The sequence below is a fragment of the Pontibacter populi genome, assembly GCF_019336435.1.
In the GTDB taxonomy this organism is placed as follows: Bacteria; Bacteroidota; Bacteroidia; order Cytophagales; family Hymenobacteraceae; genus Pontibacter; species Pontibacter humidus.
In genome coordinates, this window is the sequence record NZ_JAHWXQ010000004.1 from 85,904 (window position 1) to 101,608 (window position 15,705).

At 46.6% G+C, this 15,705-nt stretch carries 11 protein-coding genes; 4 read left to right on the forward strand and 7 right to left on the reverse strand.

The window, feature by feature from the left end; translation table 11 throughout:
- Positions 1–316: 316 nt before the first annotated feature.
- Positions 317–538 carry a membrane protein insertion efficiency factor YidD gene (yidD, locus tag KYK27_RS14260; protein WP_199110763.1) on the reverse strand — a complete coding sequence of 74 codons (222 nt, stop codon included), beginning with the start codon at positions 536–538 and terminating at the stop codon, positions 317–319.
- A gap of 186 nt (positions 539–724) precedes the next feature.
- Here yidD and KYK27_RS14265 point away from each other — a divergent pair, with 186 nt between their 5' ends.
- From KYK27_RS14265 to KYK27_RS14280, 4 genes are all read left to right on the forward strand, one after another.
- Complete coding sequence (locus KYK27_RS14265; RefSeq protein ID WP_233150454.1) at positions 725–3,046, forward strand: S46 family peptidase; 2,322 nt, start codon at positions 725–727, stop codon at positions 3,044–3,046.
- 325 nt (positions 3,047–3,371) lie between these two features.
- The gene (locus tag KYK27_RS14270; RefSeq protein WP_199110765.1) at positions 3,372–5,699 is read left to right on the forward strand and encodes a family 20 glycosylhydrolase; all 2,328 of its coding nucleotides are present in this window, start codon (positions 3,372–3,374) and stop codon (positions 5,697–5,699) included.
- Between the two features lie 452 nt (positions 5,700–6,151).
- On the forward strand, positions 6,152–6,934 hold the full coding sequence (locus KYK27_RS14275) for a hypothetical protein (RefSeq protein ID WP_199110767.1): 783 nt from the start codon (positions 6,152–6,154) through the stop codon (positions 6,932–6,934).
- A gap of 1 nt (position 6,935) precedes the next feature.
- Positions 6,936–9,017: a hypothetical protein gene (locus KYK27_RS14280; RefSeq protein WP_199110769.1), complete on the forward strand. Its 2,082-nt coding sequence runs from the start codon at positions 6,936–6,938 to the stop codon at positions 9,015–9,017.
- Positions 9,018–9,316: 299 nt separating this feature from the next.
- Here KYK27_RS14280 and sigZ read toward each other — a convergent pair whose 3' ends face one another.
- From sigZ to KYK27_RS14310, 6 genes are all read right to left on the reverse strand, one after another.
- Complete coding sequence (gene sigZ, locus KYK27_RS14285) at positions 9,317–9,913, reverse strand: RNA polymerase sigma factor SigZ (protein ID WP_199110771.1); 597 nt, start codon at positions 9,911–9,913, stop codon at positions 9,317–9,319.
- 19 nt (positions 9,914–9,932) lie between these two features.
- On the reverse strand, positions 9,933–10,445 hold the full coding sequence (locus tag KYK27_RS14290; protein WP_199110773.1) for a GNAT family N-acetyltransferase: 513 nt from the start codon (positions 10,443–10,445) through the stop codon (positions 9,933–9,935).
- A gap of 83 nt (positions 10,446–10,528) precedes the next feature.
- Positions 10,529–10,939, reverse strand: coding sequence for an ArsI/CadI family heavy metal resistance metalloenzyme (locus KYK27_RS14295; RefSeq protein ID WP_199110775.1), 411 nt, complete (start codon positions 10,937–10,939; stop codon positions 10,529–10,531).
- A 127-nt stretch (positions 10,940–11,066) separates the two neighbouring features.
- Positions 11,067–11,528: a hypothetical protein gene (locus KYK27_RS14300; protein WP_199110777.1), complete on the reverse strand. Its 462-nt coding sequence runs from the start codon at positions 11,526–11,528 to the stop codon at positions 11,067–11,069.
- Positions 11,529–11,579: 51 nt separating this feature from the next.
- Positions 11,580–13,484: a DUF3857 domain-containing protein gene (locus tag KYK27_RS14305; protein ID WP_199110778.1), complete on the reverse strand. Its 1,905-nt coding sequence runs from the start codon at positions 13,482–13,484 to the stop codon at positions 11,580–11,582.
- A gap of 98 nt (positions 13,485–13,582) precedes the next feature.
- Positions 13,583–15,547, reverse strand: a complete 1,965-nt coding sequence (locus KYK27_RS14310) for a DUF3857 domain-containing protein (RefSeq protein ID WP_199110780.1) — start codon at positions 15,545–15,547, stop codon at positions 13,583–13,585.
- Positions 15,548–15,705 lie beyond the last annotated feature (158 nt).

Sequence of the window (15,705 nt, forward strand, 5' to 3'; positions counted from 1 at the left end):
GAATATTGTCTTTTCTCAATATACTTAAAAAAAGACAGAAATCTCAATCTGCCGGACCGGGCTTTAGACGAACCTGGCTTAAAACTATACTTACAGGCAAGAACTCCCGATGAAGTTACTTTTACTTAATCGGGTCGTAACCGCCCTCGCTCGCGTATCGCGAGTGTGAGCTACTAGTGGCGTCCCGCCACTTTAAAACACGAGCATATAGAAAAGCTAAACTATAGGTTAAAGCGGCCAGAGGCCGTTGGTAACTCACACTCGCGGCACGCGAGGGCAACACTAAAGAAACTTGAAAGGATCGCCTTAGCAGACTTTACTTCACCGGATCGTAGCCGCTTCCGCCCCAGGGGTGGCATCGGCCAATTCTTTTCAAGGCCATCCAGCCGCCTTTAAACGGGCCGTATTTATTGATGGCCTGCACCGCGTAAGTAGAACAGGTGGGCGTGTAGCGGCAGGTAGCTGGTTTTAATGGCGAGATCATGTACTGGTAAATCCAGATCAGGCCAAGCATCAGTTTCTTAAATATCCAGCTCATGTTTCAGTGTAATAAGTATCCGGCTATAGTTATCGGGTAGCTTCCTTTGTTTTTGTAAAACTATAACTGGGCATCAGAAAACGGGAAAACTATATACAAAACAGCTATCTTAAAACCCTAACAAGCGTTAGGTGCGTAATATTTTTATTAAATTGCATGCAGTTTAACTAATCTAAACAAATTTCCATGTTAAAAAGAATCCTTTCACTCCTACTTTTAGTTGCGCTTAGCGTGCCGTTTACGGCCAAAGCCGACGAAGGTATGTGGTTACCGATGCTGATAAAGCGCCTGAACCACGCTGATATGCAGAAAAAAGGACTTCAGCTTACTGCCGAAGAAATTTACTCTGTGAACAACTCGAGCCTGAAAGATGCCATCGTGCAGTTCGGTGGTTTCTGTACCGGTGAGTTCGTTTCGAAAAATGGTCTGTTGCTTACTAACCACCACTGTGGTTACGGCCAGATACAGGCGCACTCTACACCGGAGAACGATTACCTGACGAATGGTTTCTGGGCGAAGAGCTATGCTGAAGAGCTTCCGAACGAAGGTCTTTTTGTGGATATTTTAGTGCGTATGGATGATGTGACAGGCAAAGTACTGGAAGGCATCAATAACAATACACCGGAAGCAGAACGTGCCCAGCAGGTTGGCCAGCGTATGCAGGCACTTGCCAAAGAGGCCAGCAACAACGGCGAATATGTAACGTATGTGCGCGATTTCTTTAACGGCAACGAGTTCTACCTGTTTGTTTACAACCGTTACACCGACGTTCGTCTGGTAGGTACACCTCCATCGTCTATCGGTAAATACGGCGGTGATACCGATAACTGGATGTGGCCACGCCATACCGGAGACTTCTCTGTTTTCCGTGTATACGCGGGCAAAGATGGCAAGCCGGCTAAATACAGCAAAGACAACGTTCCTTACAACCCTAAGCACCACCTGCCGATTAACATCGGCGACAGAGAGCCAGGCGATTTCTCTATGGTTTTCGGTTTTCCGGGCCGTACCAAGCGTTTCATGACCTCTCAGGGCCTGCAACTTGAAGTTGACCAGCTGAACAAAACACGTATTAAACTGCGTGACAAAAAATTATCGCTTTGGAAAGAAGATATGGACAAGAGCGATGCTACCCGTATCAAGTATGCTTCCAAATATGCGTCTACTTCTAACTACTACAAATATTCTATCGGTCAGAACGAAGGCATTAAGCGCATGAAGACCATAGAAGGCAAAGTAGCTGATGAAGCGAAATACCAGGCTTGGGCCAACGACCCGCAACGCAAAGCCCTTTACGGTAACGTGCTAACAGATATTGATGCTTCTTACAAAGAGATCGCAAAATACAACCTGGGCTCTGTTTACCTGAACGAAGCAATTCTGGGTACTGAATCGCTGATGATGGCTTACCGCCTTATGCCGCTTTACATGACACTGAAAGGTGGCGACAAAGCAGCTACTCAGAAAGCTATAGAAGACCTGATGCCACGCGTGGATGCTTTCTTTAAAGACTACAACATGCCGACAGACAAAAAAGTGTTTGCTGCCATGCTGAAGTTCTACTCTGAAGACATCGCAAAAGACCAGCAGCCGGAAGCATTTAAAAACCTGGTTGCCAAGTACAAAGGCGATTTCAACAAACTGGCTGACCACGTGTACAGCAACTCGTTTGTAGTATCGGAGCAGAAACTGAAAGACTTCCTGAAAAACCCGACTGCCAAGAAACTGGAGAACGATCCTGCTTTCGCAATTGTGCAGCCGATAATGGAGAACTATATGACCAACATCGCTCCTAAATTAGCTGGCGCTAACGCGAAGTTAAACACTGCCAACCGCCTGTATGTAGCCGGTCTGCGCGAAATGAATCCTGACTTTGTGTATTACCCGGATGCAAACTCAACGATACGTTTAAGCTACGGTGCTATTAAAGATTACAGCCCGCAGGATGGTGTACTATACAACTACTACACTACCATGGAAGGCTTAATGGCGAAAGAAGACCCAACTAACGAAGAGTTCGAAGTACCTGCCAAGTTAAAGCAACTATACGAAGCTAAAGACTATGGCCGCTATGCCAACTCTAAAGGCGAAATGGTAGTCAACTTCATCACAGATAACGACATTACAGGTGGTAACTCAGGTTCTCCGGTAATTAACGGTAGAGGTGAACTGACTGGCCTTGCGTTTGATGGTAACTGGGAAGCGATGACTGGTGACCTTGTTTATGATGCAGACTACAAGCGTTGCATTAACGTGGATGCCCGTTACGTACTGTTCATCATCGACAAATATGCAGGTGCCAACAACCTGATCAGCGAGATGACGATTGTAGACACAAAAAGCCCGGGTGCCGGCGACGCTGCGAAAGCAGAAGCAACTACCCCACAGGCTGAACTACTGAACGCAACCATGACCGAAGCACAGGAGAAACTGCGTGCCGGTAAAACTGAGTTCAAGATCGAAAAGAAAAAAGGTGACGCGAAGGTTAAACTTCAGGTGAAAGACTAAGTACCTTTTTAAACTATAGAAAAGCGCTGGGAGCAATCTCAGCGCTTTTTTTGTGGATCAGTGATTAAGGGCTATGGCGCGAGCGTCCTCGCTCGTGACTAAGTATAGCGGGGCCTCCGGCCCTTTTTTATAGTTTAGTCTGCGCATTCATTTACTACCGTAATTACTTTATAAAATGGGCGGAAAGCCCAACTATAGCACGACACGAGCGAAGACGCTCGCGCCATTCTATTCATGATTTGATTCACTAAATCTTAAAAATATTAGTTCAGGCTTGGCATTTTAAACTTATCCTGCTTATTCTTGAGGTTCAAATCTTTGCCTGATGCCACGACTGCTCACCCTTCTAGTTTTTATAGTTACCATTTTGTCAGCTTCAGCGCAGCAAACCGCTGTTCCGGATATTTCTATAGTTCCGAGGCCCCAACACCTGATAGTGCAGCAAGGCAACTTTATCCTGAATGCAAATACCAGACTATACATCAACCCGGAGCAGCATTTCCTGAAAACTACCGCCGAGCAGCTGGCACAAACTATAAAAACCGCAACCGGTCAGCAGCCACAAGTACTTATCAAAATACCCCGAAAGCGGGCAGCCAACTATATTTACCTGAGCCTCACGAATACTCCTGATACGCTTGGCCCGGAAGGCTATAGTTTGTCGGTACAACCTACTAAGATCTTACTTACAGCTAACCAACCGGCGGGCATTGGCATGGGCATTCAGACTATAAAACAGCTGTTGCCACTTACTTTTAATTTTACATCTGTGGCTGTGCCTGCGCTGGAGATAACCGATAAACCAGCCTATAGTTGGCGCGGGCTGCATTTAGATGTAGTGCGTCATTTCTTCCCGGTTTCAGATATCAAAAAGTACATCGACTACATGGCGATGTACAAACTCAACACCTTCCACTGGCACTTGACCGACGACCAGGGCTGGCGCATCGAGATCAAAAAATACCCGAGACTAACTGAAGTTGGAGGCTGGCGCGACGGAACTATAGTTGGCCATGCCCTGGAGCGTCCGCAGCAGTTTGATGGCAAAAAATATGGCGGCTTTTATACTCAGGATGAGATACGTGAAGTAGTGCAATATGCTCAGGACCGCAACATAACTATAGTTCCGGAAACAGAAATGCCCGGCCATGCACTGGCTGCGCTGGCTGCTTACCCGGAGCTGAGCTGCACCGGCGGCCCGTTTAAAACAGAGCAGGCCTGGGGTATTTTTGAAGATGTATTCTGTGCCGGTAACGAGCAAACCTATAGTTTCCTGGAAGATGTGCTGACCGAAGTTGCAGCCCTTTTCCCAGGGCAGGTACTACACATCGGAGGCGACGAAGTGCCCAAAACCCGTTGGAAGGCCTGCCCGAAATGCCAGGCTAAAATAGCTTCCGAAAACCTGAAAAACGAAAATGAGCTACATGGTTATTTTATCCAACGCATCGCGAAATTTCTGAAAACAAAAGATAAACGTATTATTGGCTGGGATGAGATATTGGATGGCGGCATTCCGAACAATACGTTGATCATGTCGTGGCGCGGAACAGCAGGTGGCATAAAGGCAGCTGAGCAACAACATGGTGTGGTGATGACCCCCACCTCGCATTTGTATTTCGATTACTACCAGGGAGTTCAGCAACTGGAGCCGCTTGCCTTTGGCGGTTACACACCACTCAGCAAAGTCTATAGTTTCAACCCAACTCCCGACAAACTCACTCCGTCCGAAAAGCGCTTTATAGTTGGAGCGCAAGCCAACCTCTGGACCGAATACATCCCGACTTTCGAGCAGGTAGAGTATATGTTGTTCCCGCGCATTGCGGCCGCTTCCGAAGTTTTCTGGACCAACCCTGCAAACAAGAACTGGGACAATTTTACACAACGCATGCAAGGGCAATATAAGCGCTACGATGCCTTAGGCATAAACTATAGCACCAGCGCCTACCAGGTAAAACAACAGGTAACTATAGATACCGCACAACGCCATGCAACTATAACCTTTACCTCGGATGCTGCTGGTACACAACTATACTACACGTTGGATAGCTCCGCTCCTACCCCAGCTAGCCAACTATACACTAAGCCATTTATAGTTGATAAATCAGCAACTATAAAAGCGGCTTCTTTTATGGATGGCAACCTAATGGACGAGCCAACCACTACTACCCTAACCATACACCAGGCCTTCGCCCGACCAGTAAAGTTAAGCAGCAATCCCAGCCGCTACTTTCCTGCGCAGGGCAGCGCAACTATAGTAAATGGCCTAAACGGCTCCCTTAACCAGTCGGATGGCCAATGGCTCGGCTTTTCCGGTAACGACTTTGAAGCTGTAATTGACCTGGAGCAACCTGCCACTATAACACGCATCAGCAGCTCGCATTTACAGAACATGCTGGCCAATATTTTCCTGCCTACGCACGTAGCGTTTATGGTTTCTGAAGACGGTAAAAAGTACAGAACTGTTAAAACTGTAGCCAACACCACCGACCCTTTAAAAGGCGGCATTTTCACCCAAACATTCTCTGCTGAGTTCGCGCCAACTCAAGTCCGCTTCGTGAAAATAGTAGCGCGTAATATTAAAGTCTGCCCGCCAAACCACCGCTCCGCCGGCAAAACCGCCTGGTTGTTTGTGGATGAGGTGGTGGCGGAGTAAGATAGGATTGTCTGAACGGGGATTAATGGGGATTAAGCGAATTACAAGCCTCGAATTCATACCGCATGTTTAGCGTAGCGTAACTTGTGGTTAACCATGGTGCCAGTTTGTAACTGGCTTTCTGCGTGAGCAGAAAACATTAGTTCTATAGTCAAGCATATAGTTCTTTTGCTTTTTCAAAGCAAAGCCAGTTACAAACTGGCTGCCATGTACAGCCACAAGTTACGCTACGCTAAACTTGCGGTATTTAATCTATCTTAATTTAAACTATAACTATAGCCTACTCCGACAATCCTTCCATAATAAAAAACATAGTTCCAACTTAATCAACAACCTCCCGTAAGTCCTATTTCGCTAACTGTTAAAGCCTTACGGATGGGATAGCTTTACTGCGTTATAGTTTATACTGCTTCTTATTCCTCTTCCCTTCACTTGTAAAGGCGCAGGCTGATGTGCCGTTTGGTGCCCGTGCCGCCGCACTTGGCAATGCCTCCGTAACCATTCCCGACCTTTGGGCACTGCACAACAACGTAGCCGGCATGGCCGGGCTCTCGCAACCACATGCCGGAGCTTATGCTGAGAACAGATTCGGTGTTCGGGCCTTCACTACAGTAGCGCTTCTGGGTGTTTATCCGACTTCAAAATATGGTGTGTATGGCATCAGCCTGAGCAGGTTTGGAGACCAACTATACAACCGGCAACACATTGGCCTGGGTGCCGCGCATAAACTGGGACAGTTCAGTCTGGGTGCAAAAGCGGAGATCTGGCAGGTATCAGTGCAAGGATATGGCAGCCGCAAAACGGCAACTATAGCCATTGGCGGGCAGGCCGAAATTGTGCCAGGCCTGCACTTCGGCGCATACGCTTACAACCTCAACCAGGCGAAACTTTCTGATTTTGAAGATGAACGCTTGCCTACTATTATGAAAGCTGGTCTCAGCTACACGCCTTACAAAAAGCTGTTACTGTTGGCTGAAACTGAGAAGAACATCGACCATAACGCTACTTTTAAAGCAGGTATCGAATATCAGCTGTTTCTGGATAAATTTATAGTTCGCAGTGGCTTTCAGTCGCTTACCAATACACTTAACTTTGGCGCCGGCTTTATGGCCCGGCAGTTTATAGTTGATTATGCTTTCGGTAATACTACGCACCTGGGCAACAGCCACCATTTGTCGGTTAGCTATAGTTTTGGGAGCGAAGCCATAGTTTCAGCCCCTCTTAATCCGATGTAATATGGTGCGGACTATAGTTGTACTGTTACTGATTTTCTGCTCAATTCCGCAGGCCCAGGCGCAGAACTACCCGCGCCAGACAATAGATTTCGATTTGTTTGTACAGGAACTTTTTTCGCAGCAGGAAGACGAAAACATCTCCTACGAAGACCTGTACGAAACGCTTTTCCAATATTATCAGCAGCCCATTGACCTCAACAGTACTACGCCCGAAGAACTAGCCTCGCTGTTTATCCTTTCTCGCCCGCAAATCGCTTCGTTTTTCCAGCACCTCCAAGACAACGGTAAACTGCTCAGTATTTATGAATTACAAGCCATTCCAGGCTTTGACCTGATCACAATCTACCAGCTGCTGCCTTTTGTTAAAGTGGATGATGCCGGTTTGTATGCCGATTCGCGCCCATTGTGGCAACGCATGATAGGTGAAGATAACAACGCACTTATAGTCAGGTATGAGCGGACACTGCAACAACGCCGAGGCTATAGTTCAGTTGATTCCAGCAGCCGGTCGCAGAGCAGGTACCTGGGCTCACCGGATAAGCTTTTTATGCGTTATCGTAACAGTGTAGCCCAGGATTATAGTTTGGGCATAACGGCCGAAAAAGATGCCGGCGAAGCATTCACTTGGGATCCAGACACAAGGCGTTATGCGTTCGATTTTTACACAGCGCATTTCCAACTCTACAACAAAGGCAGGTTTAAAACGATAGCACTTGGAGATTACCAGTTACAGATTGGTCAGGGATTGCAGTTGTCGTCGGGGTACAGCGTGGGCAAGGGCAGCGAAACGATAACGACTATCAGTCGGGCAAACCTGGGCATCCGACCTTATAGTTCTGTGTTGGAATCAGCCTTTTTCAGGGGTGCGGCGGTTACCTATCGTTTGTCAGATGACCTGAACCTAACAGGCTTTTACTCCACCAAACGTACTGACGCAAATTTACAAGCTGATACCATCTCTGATGTTAGCGAAACATTTACCGGCATTCAGACTTCCGGCTTTCATAGAACAGAAACAGAGTTAGCTAATAAAGGGCGCGTGCGGGAGCAGATTTTTGGCAGTAGTTTGCAGTACCAGAAACAGGCTTTTACGGTTGGCTTTACGGCTGTTGGCACCAACTATAGTTCGCCCATTAAAAAGACCGATGCCCCTTACCAGCGTTTTGAGTTTAATGGTAACAGCAACTATACAGCCGGCACCAACTATAGTTTTACCTGGCAGAATGTGTACCTGTTCGGAGAAACGGCTATGAGCAAAAGCGGTGGCGTAGGCGGTGTAAATGGCCTGATCGCGAACCTATCTGACAAAGCAGAGGTGGCGATGCTCTACCGATACTATAGCCGGAATTTTCATAGTTTGTATGGTGGCGCGTTTGGCGAAGGCAGCCGGAATATTAATGAGCGTGGCTTTTACACCGGCATCAAACTAAAGCCAATTGCCCGCTGGGAGATAACGGCCTATTACGACCGATTTACCTTTCCGTGGTTGCGCTATCGCGTTGATGCCCCTTCTTACGGCGACGAATACCTGGTGCGGCTCTACTTTAAACCCAACCGGCAAAGCGCCCTTTACGCCCAGTTCCGCACCGAAAACAAAGGCCTGAACGCACCAAACAACACCACAACTATAGATTATGTAGCACAAGCCCTGCGCCGCAATTACCTGTTATACTATGAGTTTACGCCAACACCAGCGCTCAGTTTAAAAAGCCGTGTGCAGTTCAGCAGTTACGAGCACGAAGCACCAAAGCAAACCGGTTACCTCATAGCCCAGGACATTAACTATAGTTTCAAAAACATCCGCCTCAGCACCCGCTACGCCCTATTCGACACTGACAGTTACGACACCCGCCAGTATGTTTATGAGCGCGACGTGCTCTATGCATTCTCCATTCCGGCACTGAGTGGCAAAGGTACCAGAGCATATGCCTTGTTACAGTTTCAGTTAGTACGTGATCTGGATGTGTGGGTGAAATATGGCATTACCAACTATAGAAATGTAGATACCATCGGCTCGGGGCTGGAAACCATTGAAGGTTCTACAAGATCAGATATGAAGGCGCAGGTCAGGTATAAGTTTTAGTTAGTGGTTGTTCGTGGTCTGATTAACCCATCCCTACCCCTCCCAAGAGGGGAATTAGGGCTTTACTATAGTTATAACTATAGTATTATAGCTACTTTTAGCTGGCGTGGATTTACAATCCGTGACTAACTATAAAGATGGATCTGTGATCCGACTGGGCCGGAGGCCCAAACTATAGACAACACGAGCGAGGACGCTCGCGACATAAATACTGCTATACAAGGCTACAAAATTCCCCTCTTGAGAGGGGTTAGGGGTGGGTTAATCGAACCACGAAAGTCAACAACTAATAACCTCAACTACAAACCCTGCAAGGGCTTACAACTATCTTTTATAGTGGCTGAAACGATGTTGCCGTCGTGGCTAAACTCCAGGTGGCAACATTCTATGAACAGGGCTTTCAGTTTTTCGCGGCCGCGCTGCACCCTTGATTTTGCCCCGGAATACGAGATACCCAAACGCTCTGCAATTTCTTTTTGGCTAACTCCTTCCAGTTCGCTCAGGCGCAGCGCTTCGGCATATTCTTCTGGTAGTAAGCTGATCAATGGTGCAACTAATGCTTCCACGTCGTGGCGGGTGTCGTCAGGCAGTTCATCCAATTCTACTTCAGCTATAGTTTGGTAGCGGCTGCTTTCCCTGAAAAAATCGTAGACGGCGTTGCGTGTTATCTGGTAGAGCCAGGCCTGTATGTTCTTAATTTCGGGTAACTGTTCGCAGTTTTTGTAGATCTTCAGGTATAGTTGCTGCAGAATGTCGTTGGCTTCGTCTTTGTCTAAAATACGCTTCTGCACAAAGCCTTTTAGTTGCGCTTCGTAAGCCAGAAAAACAGGTGCTACCGCCGCGCAGGTGTCGGTAGTTAGCTTTTGAGGTGCAGAGGTGTTGCAGCAATTTTCCATCGGGTAAATTATAGTTAGCTTAAACTCCTACTATGTTACTGCGGCGTTCCATCAGGCAGATGTCGCGCCACTGCCCGTGTAGTTGGCCCAATTTTTCACGCACGCCTACTATTCTGAAGCCACATTGCTCGTGCAGGTGTATGCTTGCTTTATTTTCGTTAATGATACCTGCCTGCAGCGTCCAAATACCCGCCTGCTCCGACTGACGTACCAGTTCCTGTAACAGCAACTTTCCAATTCCCTGGCGCTTAAAATCAGGATGCACATACACGGTATCTTCGGCCACGCCCGCGTACACACACCTTCCTGACACCGCCGACAAAGTAGCCCAACCTGCTACCCTATCGTTTTGCAGCGCCACGAGGCGGCAGTTCTTCATAAATTTAGCATCCCAGTCGGCCCATTCAGGTGCTTTTGTCTCTAAAGTGGCGTTGCCTGTGGCCATGCCCAGTTCGTAAATTTCCTTTACCTGCGGGTAGTGCTCCGGCAATAGGTTGGCAACTATAGTTTGTGCGGTTGTTTCGGCTTGCATAGGTGGCTCAATTTAGCTGAAAACAGCAATAGCGGCAAGTATAAGTTTACTTGCCGCCTTACTTTTTATAGTTTTATAATGTACTAAACGGCTGACTCGGCTTTGCGGGCATTGGCGCCTTCGCCGTAGACAGTGGCTTCTCCGAATGTATAAAATGCTTCCCAGTCTACACCCTGCGGATCTGTGATCCACGACTTCTCAGATTTGGCATAGCAGCAGGTACATTTACCTTCTTCGCGGATGGCGCCTTTCGCTTTTTTCAGGTTGCCATACACCTCTGTCAGCTCTTCTTCGCTTTCGGCCTGTATGCCCAAGTGCTCGATGCCAGCGTTCTCAGGGTGCAGCGATATAGCAAAGTTTATACGCGGATCTTCGAGCATCCATTTGGCATAATCCTCTTTCAGCACAGTGGGCTCTGTAGCAAATAAGGCAGTATAGAACCCTATAGATTCTTCTAAGTTCTTTACTCTGACATTAACGTGAAATCGTTTCATGGCTCTAATAGTTTAAGGTGTTTTATTTCGTTTTACACCCTGATGACGGAGCCACTTATAAAAAGACGCAGCCCACAGAAAATAATTTTCTGTGGGCTGCGAGTTGCGCTTTGCAACGAATGTATTCCTATAATATAGGCGACATAAAAAATACAAGCGGGATTATCATAATAACGGTAACAAGAGCACAAACTATCCCCAGCCAAACTGAACGCCATACAGAGTAAAAGGCCCCATTCTGTAGTTCATGATCAAGTAATATGTCACTTTGGTATTTTCTGGCCACAAAGAAAGCTATACCGCCGTTAACCCAAGGTATTAAAATCCGGGGTATCAGTTCCACTACAGGTTCAGGCAACAGCATCATTATACCAAAAAGTAAATATGTATAGATGATCGCCCAGATAATTATACTCTTGGCACCTTCTTCCTCTCCGGTAGTTATATAGTTCCTATACATCATATACCCGGCAGCTATAGGCCCGCCTAAAACAGTAGCAACCATAATAGGTTTCAGGTTATAGTATTTTTCTTTGGGTATACTCGGTACGGGTTCTCCCGCTGTCACTTCGGTATTCTCTGTTATCATTTTAAGTAAGCTAATTGGTATTCAGTTAAAGTTATTGGTTAACTCTATACCCTACTGCACATTCTTCACAAACACCAGTTGCTGGCCGTCGGCTTTTACGATGCTGTTCATAAACTCCAGCATTTTGGTGTAGGCTTCGGGCTTGTAGCGGCCTTTGTGCATTTGTATGGTTCGCACGTAGGTTACTTTCTGGCCCTCTACTTTAGTGGTGGCCTTAAACGTGCCAAATTCTGTATCATAGGCCATGTCGGTTGGCTTAAACTCTAAACTATAGCCTGCAGGTAACTCATAAATTACGGTGTCGGAGTTGGTGTAAGCTGAGGAGCGCACTACTTCTAAAGTTCGGTTCTCTACGGAGTTTGGCGTGCTGTCCCATTTGTTCATCAGGTTAGGAGCCAGGAACATGCGTTTACCACTGATGGTCGCACACTTACGCACACTCAATTCCAGCTTTTCAGTTACTTCAGGCAACCTTGCTTTTTTCATGTCAAAAGAAAACTGCTTCAGCTCGAAAGATGGAATACTGATGTTGCGGTAGAGCCACTTGCGCTGATCTTCGGGAGAGGCCACATGCAGCAGGTCGCGGTAAGATTCATGCTCTACCCCTTTATAGTGCGTTACCGCAGAAGCCGTTCCGTTTCCGGCATCGTCCAGCGTTACTTTAACCGTGCGGTTCACTGTATTTTCAGCTGCTTTGTAGGCAGGCGTGTTTACCAGTTTGCCGCCTTCCGGGGTAATAAGAAGGGCTTTTCTGTTGCCGGTAAAACTTCCCGCATACCCCGCCGATTCGTTCTGGCTGGTACATTCCAGCCAAAGTGTGTCCTGTTTCATCGGCACCGACAATATAACGTGGTTAAACTGGCTGCTCGGGAAATCAGTCATCAGATCCGGAACGTTCTCGCCGGCACGTATCAGGGCATGGTGAGACTGTATGCCTACAGCTTTCAGCATAGCCTGCGTATAGTTGGTAAGCGCTTTACAGTCGCCATAACCTTTACTATCTACAAAACTTGCCTCAAAAGGCTGCCAGCCGCCAATACCCAATTGTATAGAAATATAGCGGGTGTTGCTTTGCAGGTAATTGTAGATGCGTTTTACTTTTTCTTCAGGCGTTTTGGCATCAGCTACAAGGGCTGCAATTTTTGCTTTGGTAGCCTCCGGCAGCACATCGCGGCCTTCGTTTAGTTTGTTAAACCACTGTCCATAGCTCAGCCAGTTATTCATGTCACCGGCGTAACCCTGCACTTCAAATTCGGTTGGGGCAGTGCGTACCATGGGCACCAGTTCAGCCATTGGCGGTGCGTATGGTTCAGTCTTGATCGGTGTTAAATTACTTACCTGCCAACTATAGATTGTTTTACCATCTTTCACCTCGGTTGCAACTTTCTGCTGTAGGTTGGCTTCGCGGTAACGCATTTTCATAGCTTGTGGCATTACAACCGTAAACGTGGCATTCTCTACCGACAATTTATCTTCATCAAGCGGAGCCCAGGTATGGTAGAACAGCATGTTAGATGATGTGGTCTGGTACTCAAACTCAACTATGAACGGGTATATGGTATGGGTAAGGTCAGCGATCTTTATACGGTTATCCTCAAACAGCGAGAAATCGGAAATAGAACTCACATCCGTTATATCACTGTTTTTCAGCGTTTTTATCTTTTTACCACCCTGTAAATAAGAGGCGCCCTTTATATAGTTCACCTTCGATAGCTTGTCGTAAGGCACATATAGTTTGGCGCGGTGCAGACCGTTCTCGTTCAGGATAGTTATCCGGGTTTTAAAAGTAGTGGTAGCGCTGGCCGGTGAGGTAACAGTAAAAACGGTTTCCTGTGAGTTTATAACGGCATTGGCACCTTTTATAAGGTCTACTGAGGAAATGCTGCGGGTTGCAAATGCGGCAAAAGGAATTACCAGCCACAAAAGCAGGGGCATAAATACGGATTTTTGTTTCATAACTATGGCTTAACAGAAGCGAGCAAAGGCAGTAAAAGGGCAACCGGTAACTTAACCGGGCTGCCCTTTTACTGTAGCTGCATTTTTGATGGCTTTAATTAATTGGAAGAGCTTTTCTTTAAAACGATCTGTTCGGCGTGCTTGGCCACGATCTGATTATAGAACTCTTTCAGGTATACATACTCTTCGGCGTAAAACACCGGTTTGTTTATGTTTACACGGCTCATTACCTGCAACTCATTTCCATTCTGCTGCACCATATACATAAACTTTCCACCGTTCTCCGGCAGCAGTACATTCACGCTTTTAGGAGCTTCATCAATAACATATCCTGCCGGTATAATATACTTTGTAATGATGGTCTCATCTATAGGTGTGGCAAAATCGACAGGGTAAAGGCGCTCGGTAAGTTTAAAAGGATTCTCTGTATCGCCATGCCCCATTAACGGGTTCAGGTAAATGATACTGTTCTGCTGCCCGTTACCGCTTGCGCTGATGTTGTACTTGATATGAAGTGGGTCGCCTATCTTTTCCTTGTTCTCGAACACCGGTTTGCCAAGCTTATAGTTACCTACTTCGCGCGACATATTTTCTGCAAATTTCTCTTCGCCCTGTTCTTTAAGTGATTTGCGTAATGTTAAGGCATAATGCCCCCCTGCTGACTCTACAGCCTGTCCGGACATGTCGCCGTTCTCGCTGATGGTAACATCTGTATTTATAAACTTAGAATAAACTACAGGTTTTAAATCTACCCAGCGGTGCTCATTCTTTTTAACAATATAACCGTTGCCGTTCAGGGCTCTTACAGGCAGCATACCAAATGGCAGAAACGGATCAGTGGCATCCAGCAAATACTCTTTGTTATCTACAAAAACACGCGCTATTACATAGTTAAACTTATTTACCAGCGGCGAACCTTGTGGCGGACGGCCATTTGCGCGCGTGCTCACCAGTACCGGTGCAGCGTCTATCCCAGCTTCCTTTAGCATTGCCACAAGCAGCAGATTTATATCGGCGGCATTACCAGTACCTTTGCTATAAGCATCACTTAAGCTTGTTCTGGCCAGGTAAGAGTTTTGCTCGTTCCAGGTCATTTTACCTTTTACAAACTCATAAATGGCGCGCACCTGCTGTTCAGGCGTTTTATGCTGCGCTAAAATGTTTGTCAGGTCGCGCTTATAAAAACCGCTTTTGATTATCTGCATACCAAACCGGTCGTTTGCCAACAGGTTCATTACTACGTCTTCCCAGTTTCCGGTCATAATTTTAGGAGCCTGATTCGGCAGATTTACGCGCTGCAATTCAAACTCTATTTTAGACTGGTAATCCTTAAGCGTTGTAATGTATCTTTCTTCTTTCAGGGCCGGCACATTCTTCATTGTCCAGGTATAGGCATAGTTTGTAAGTTCAGGCGTACCTGAGCCCTTATTATTCTTGTTGTTTGTGTGCAAAGGATGGTACCCCTGCATCAGGAACTTATAGTCGAAGTAAGACGGAATTTCGGCGCTGTATTCGCTCCATAGGGTTGGGATAGTGGTCTGGAACTCCCACTCGCGCATGTTGTAGAAAAAGTCGGATGAAATGGTATAACTCACCTCAATTACGGAACCCACTTTAACATTAGGCATGGTAAACTTTTTGGAGTACCAGTTCTCACTGTGCTGCTCTTCAAATACGTTTTTGGCCTCCAGCTTATGCTTCTGCACTTGTCCGTTCTCCAGTGTATAGGTTACACCTTTTATACTGGTAACGCGTTCGCGGTCGCCACCTTGCACATAAAACGGCACCTCAAAGTTTGCCCAATCGTAACCCGACTTTTTAAGGATCTTGATGCGGATGTGGCGATCAGTGATAACCTGAATGCCATGGTTTAAACTGAACTTGGTAAAACCGATATCTGACAGCACTACTGCTTCCGCAGAAGTATCCTGTGCGTACTGGTTCATTTTAAGTTCGTGATCATCTACTTTGCCAAACTTCGCCCCCTGGGCAAAAGCACTGTAGCCGGCCAGGCCAAAAAACAATGTAAGAATAAAAGGTAGGGTAAAAGTATTTGCTCTCATAGGCTGTAAAAAAATAGTTTAACTGCTTTGTGGATCGGCCGGACACAGATGTATACCAGAAGATTTACACATACAAATTAAACTATATATTTTACATTATTCCAATCTTTTCAGGAGCAATTTAAACTTGCTAACTCCAAGCAAACCAGCTGGTTTTG

What these genes read in the sequence shown, in the direction of transcription:
- yidD (WP_199110763.1), bottom strand. Translation starts at nt 538, where the DNA reads ATGAGCTGGATATTTAAGAAACTGATGCTTGGCCTGATCTGGATTTAC.
- KYK27_RS14295 (WP_199110775.1), bottom strand. Translation starts at nt 10,939, where the DNA reads ATGAAACGATTTCACGTTAATGTCAGAGTAAAGAACTTAGAAGAATCT.
- KYK27_RS14270 (WP_199110765.1), top strand. Translation starts at nt 3,372, where the DNA reads ATGCCACGACTGCTCACCCTTCTAGTTTTTATAGTTACCATTTTGTCA.
- sigZ (WP_199110771.1), bottom strand. Translation starts at nt 9,913, where the DNA reads ATGGAAAATTGCTGCAACACCTCTGCACCTCAAAAGCTAACTACCGAC.
- KYK27_RS14265 (WP_233150454.1), top strand. Translation starts at nt 725, where the DNA reads ATGTTAAAAAGAATCCTTTCACTCCTACTTTTAGTTGCGCTTAGCGTG.
- KYK27_RS14290 (WP_199110773.1), bottom strand. Translation starts at nt 10,445, where the DNA reads ATGCAAGCCGAAACAACCGCACAAACTATAGTTGCCAACCTATTGCCG.
- KYK27_RS14305 (WP_199110778.1), bottom strand. Translation starts at nt 13,484, where the DNA reads ATGAAACAAAAATCCGTATTTATGCCCCTGCTTTTGTGGCTGGTAATT.
- KYK27_RS14300 (WP_199110777.1), bottom strand. Translation starts at nt 11,528, where the DNA reads ATGATAACAGAGAATACCGAAGTGACAGCGGGAGAACCCGTACCGAGT.
- KYK27_RS14280 (WP_199110769.1), top strand. Translation starts at nt 6,936, where the DNA reads ATGGTGCGGACTATAGTTGTACTGTTACTGATTTTCTGCTCAATTCCG.
- KYK27_RS14310 (WP_199110780.1), bottom strand. Translation starts at nt 15,547, where the DNA reads ATGAGAGCAAATACTTTTACCCTACCTTTTATTCTTACATTGTTTTTT.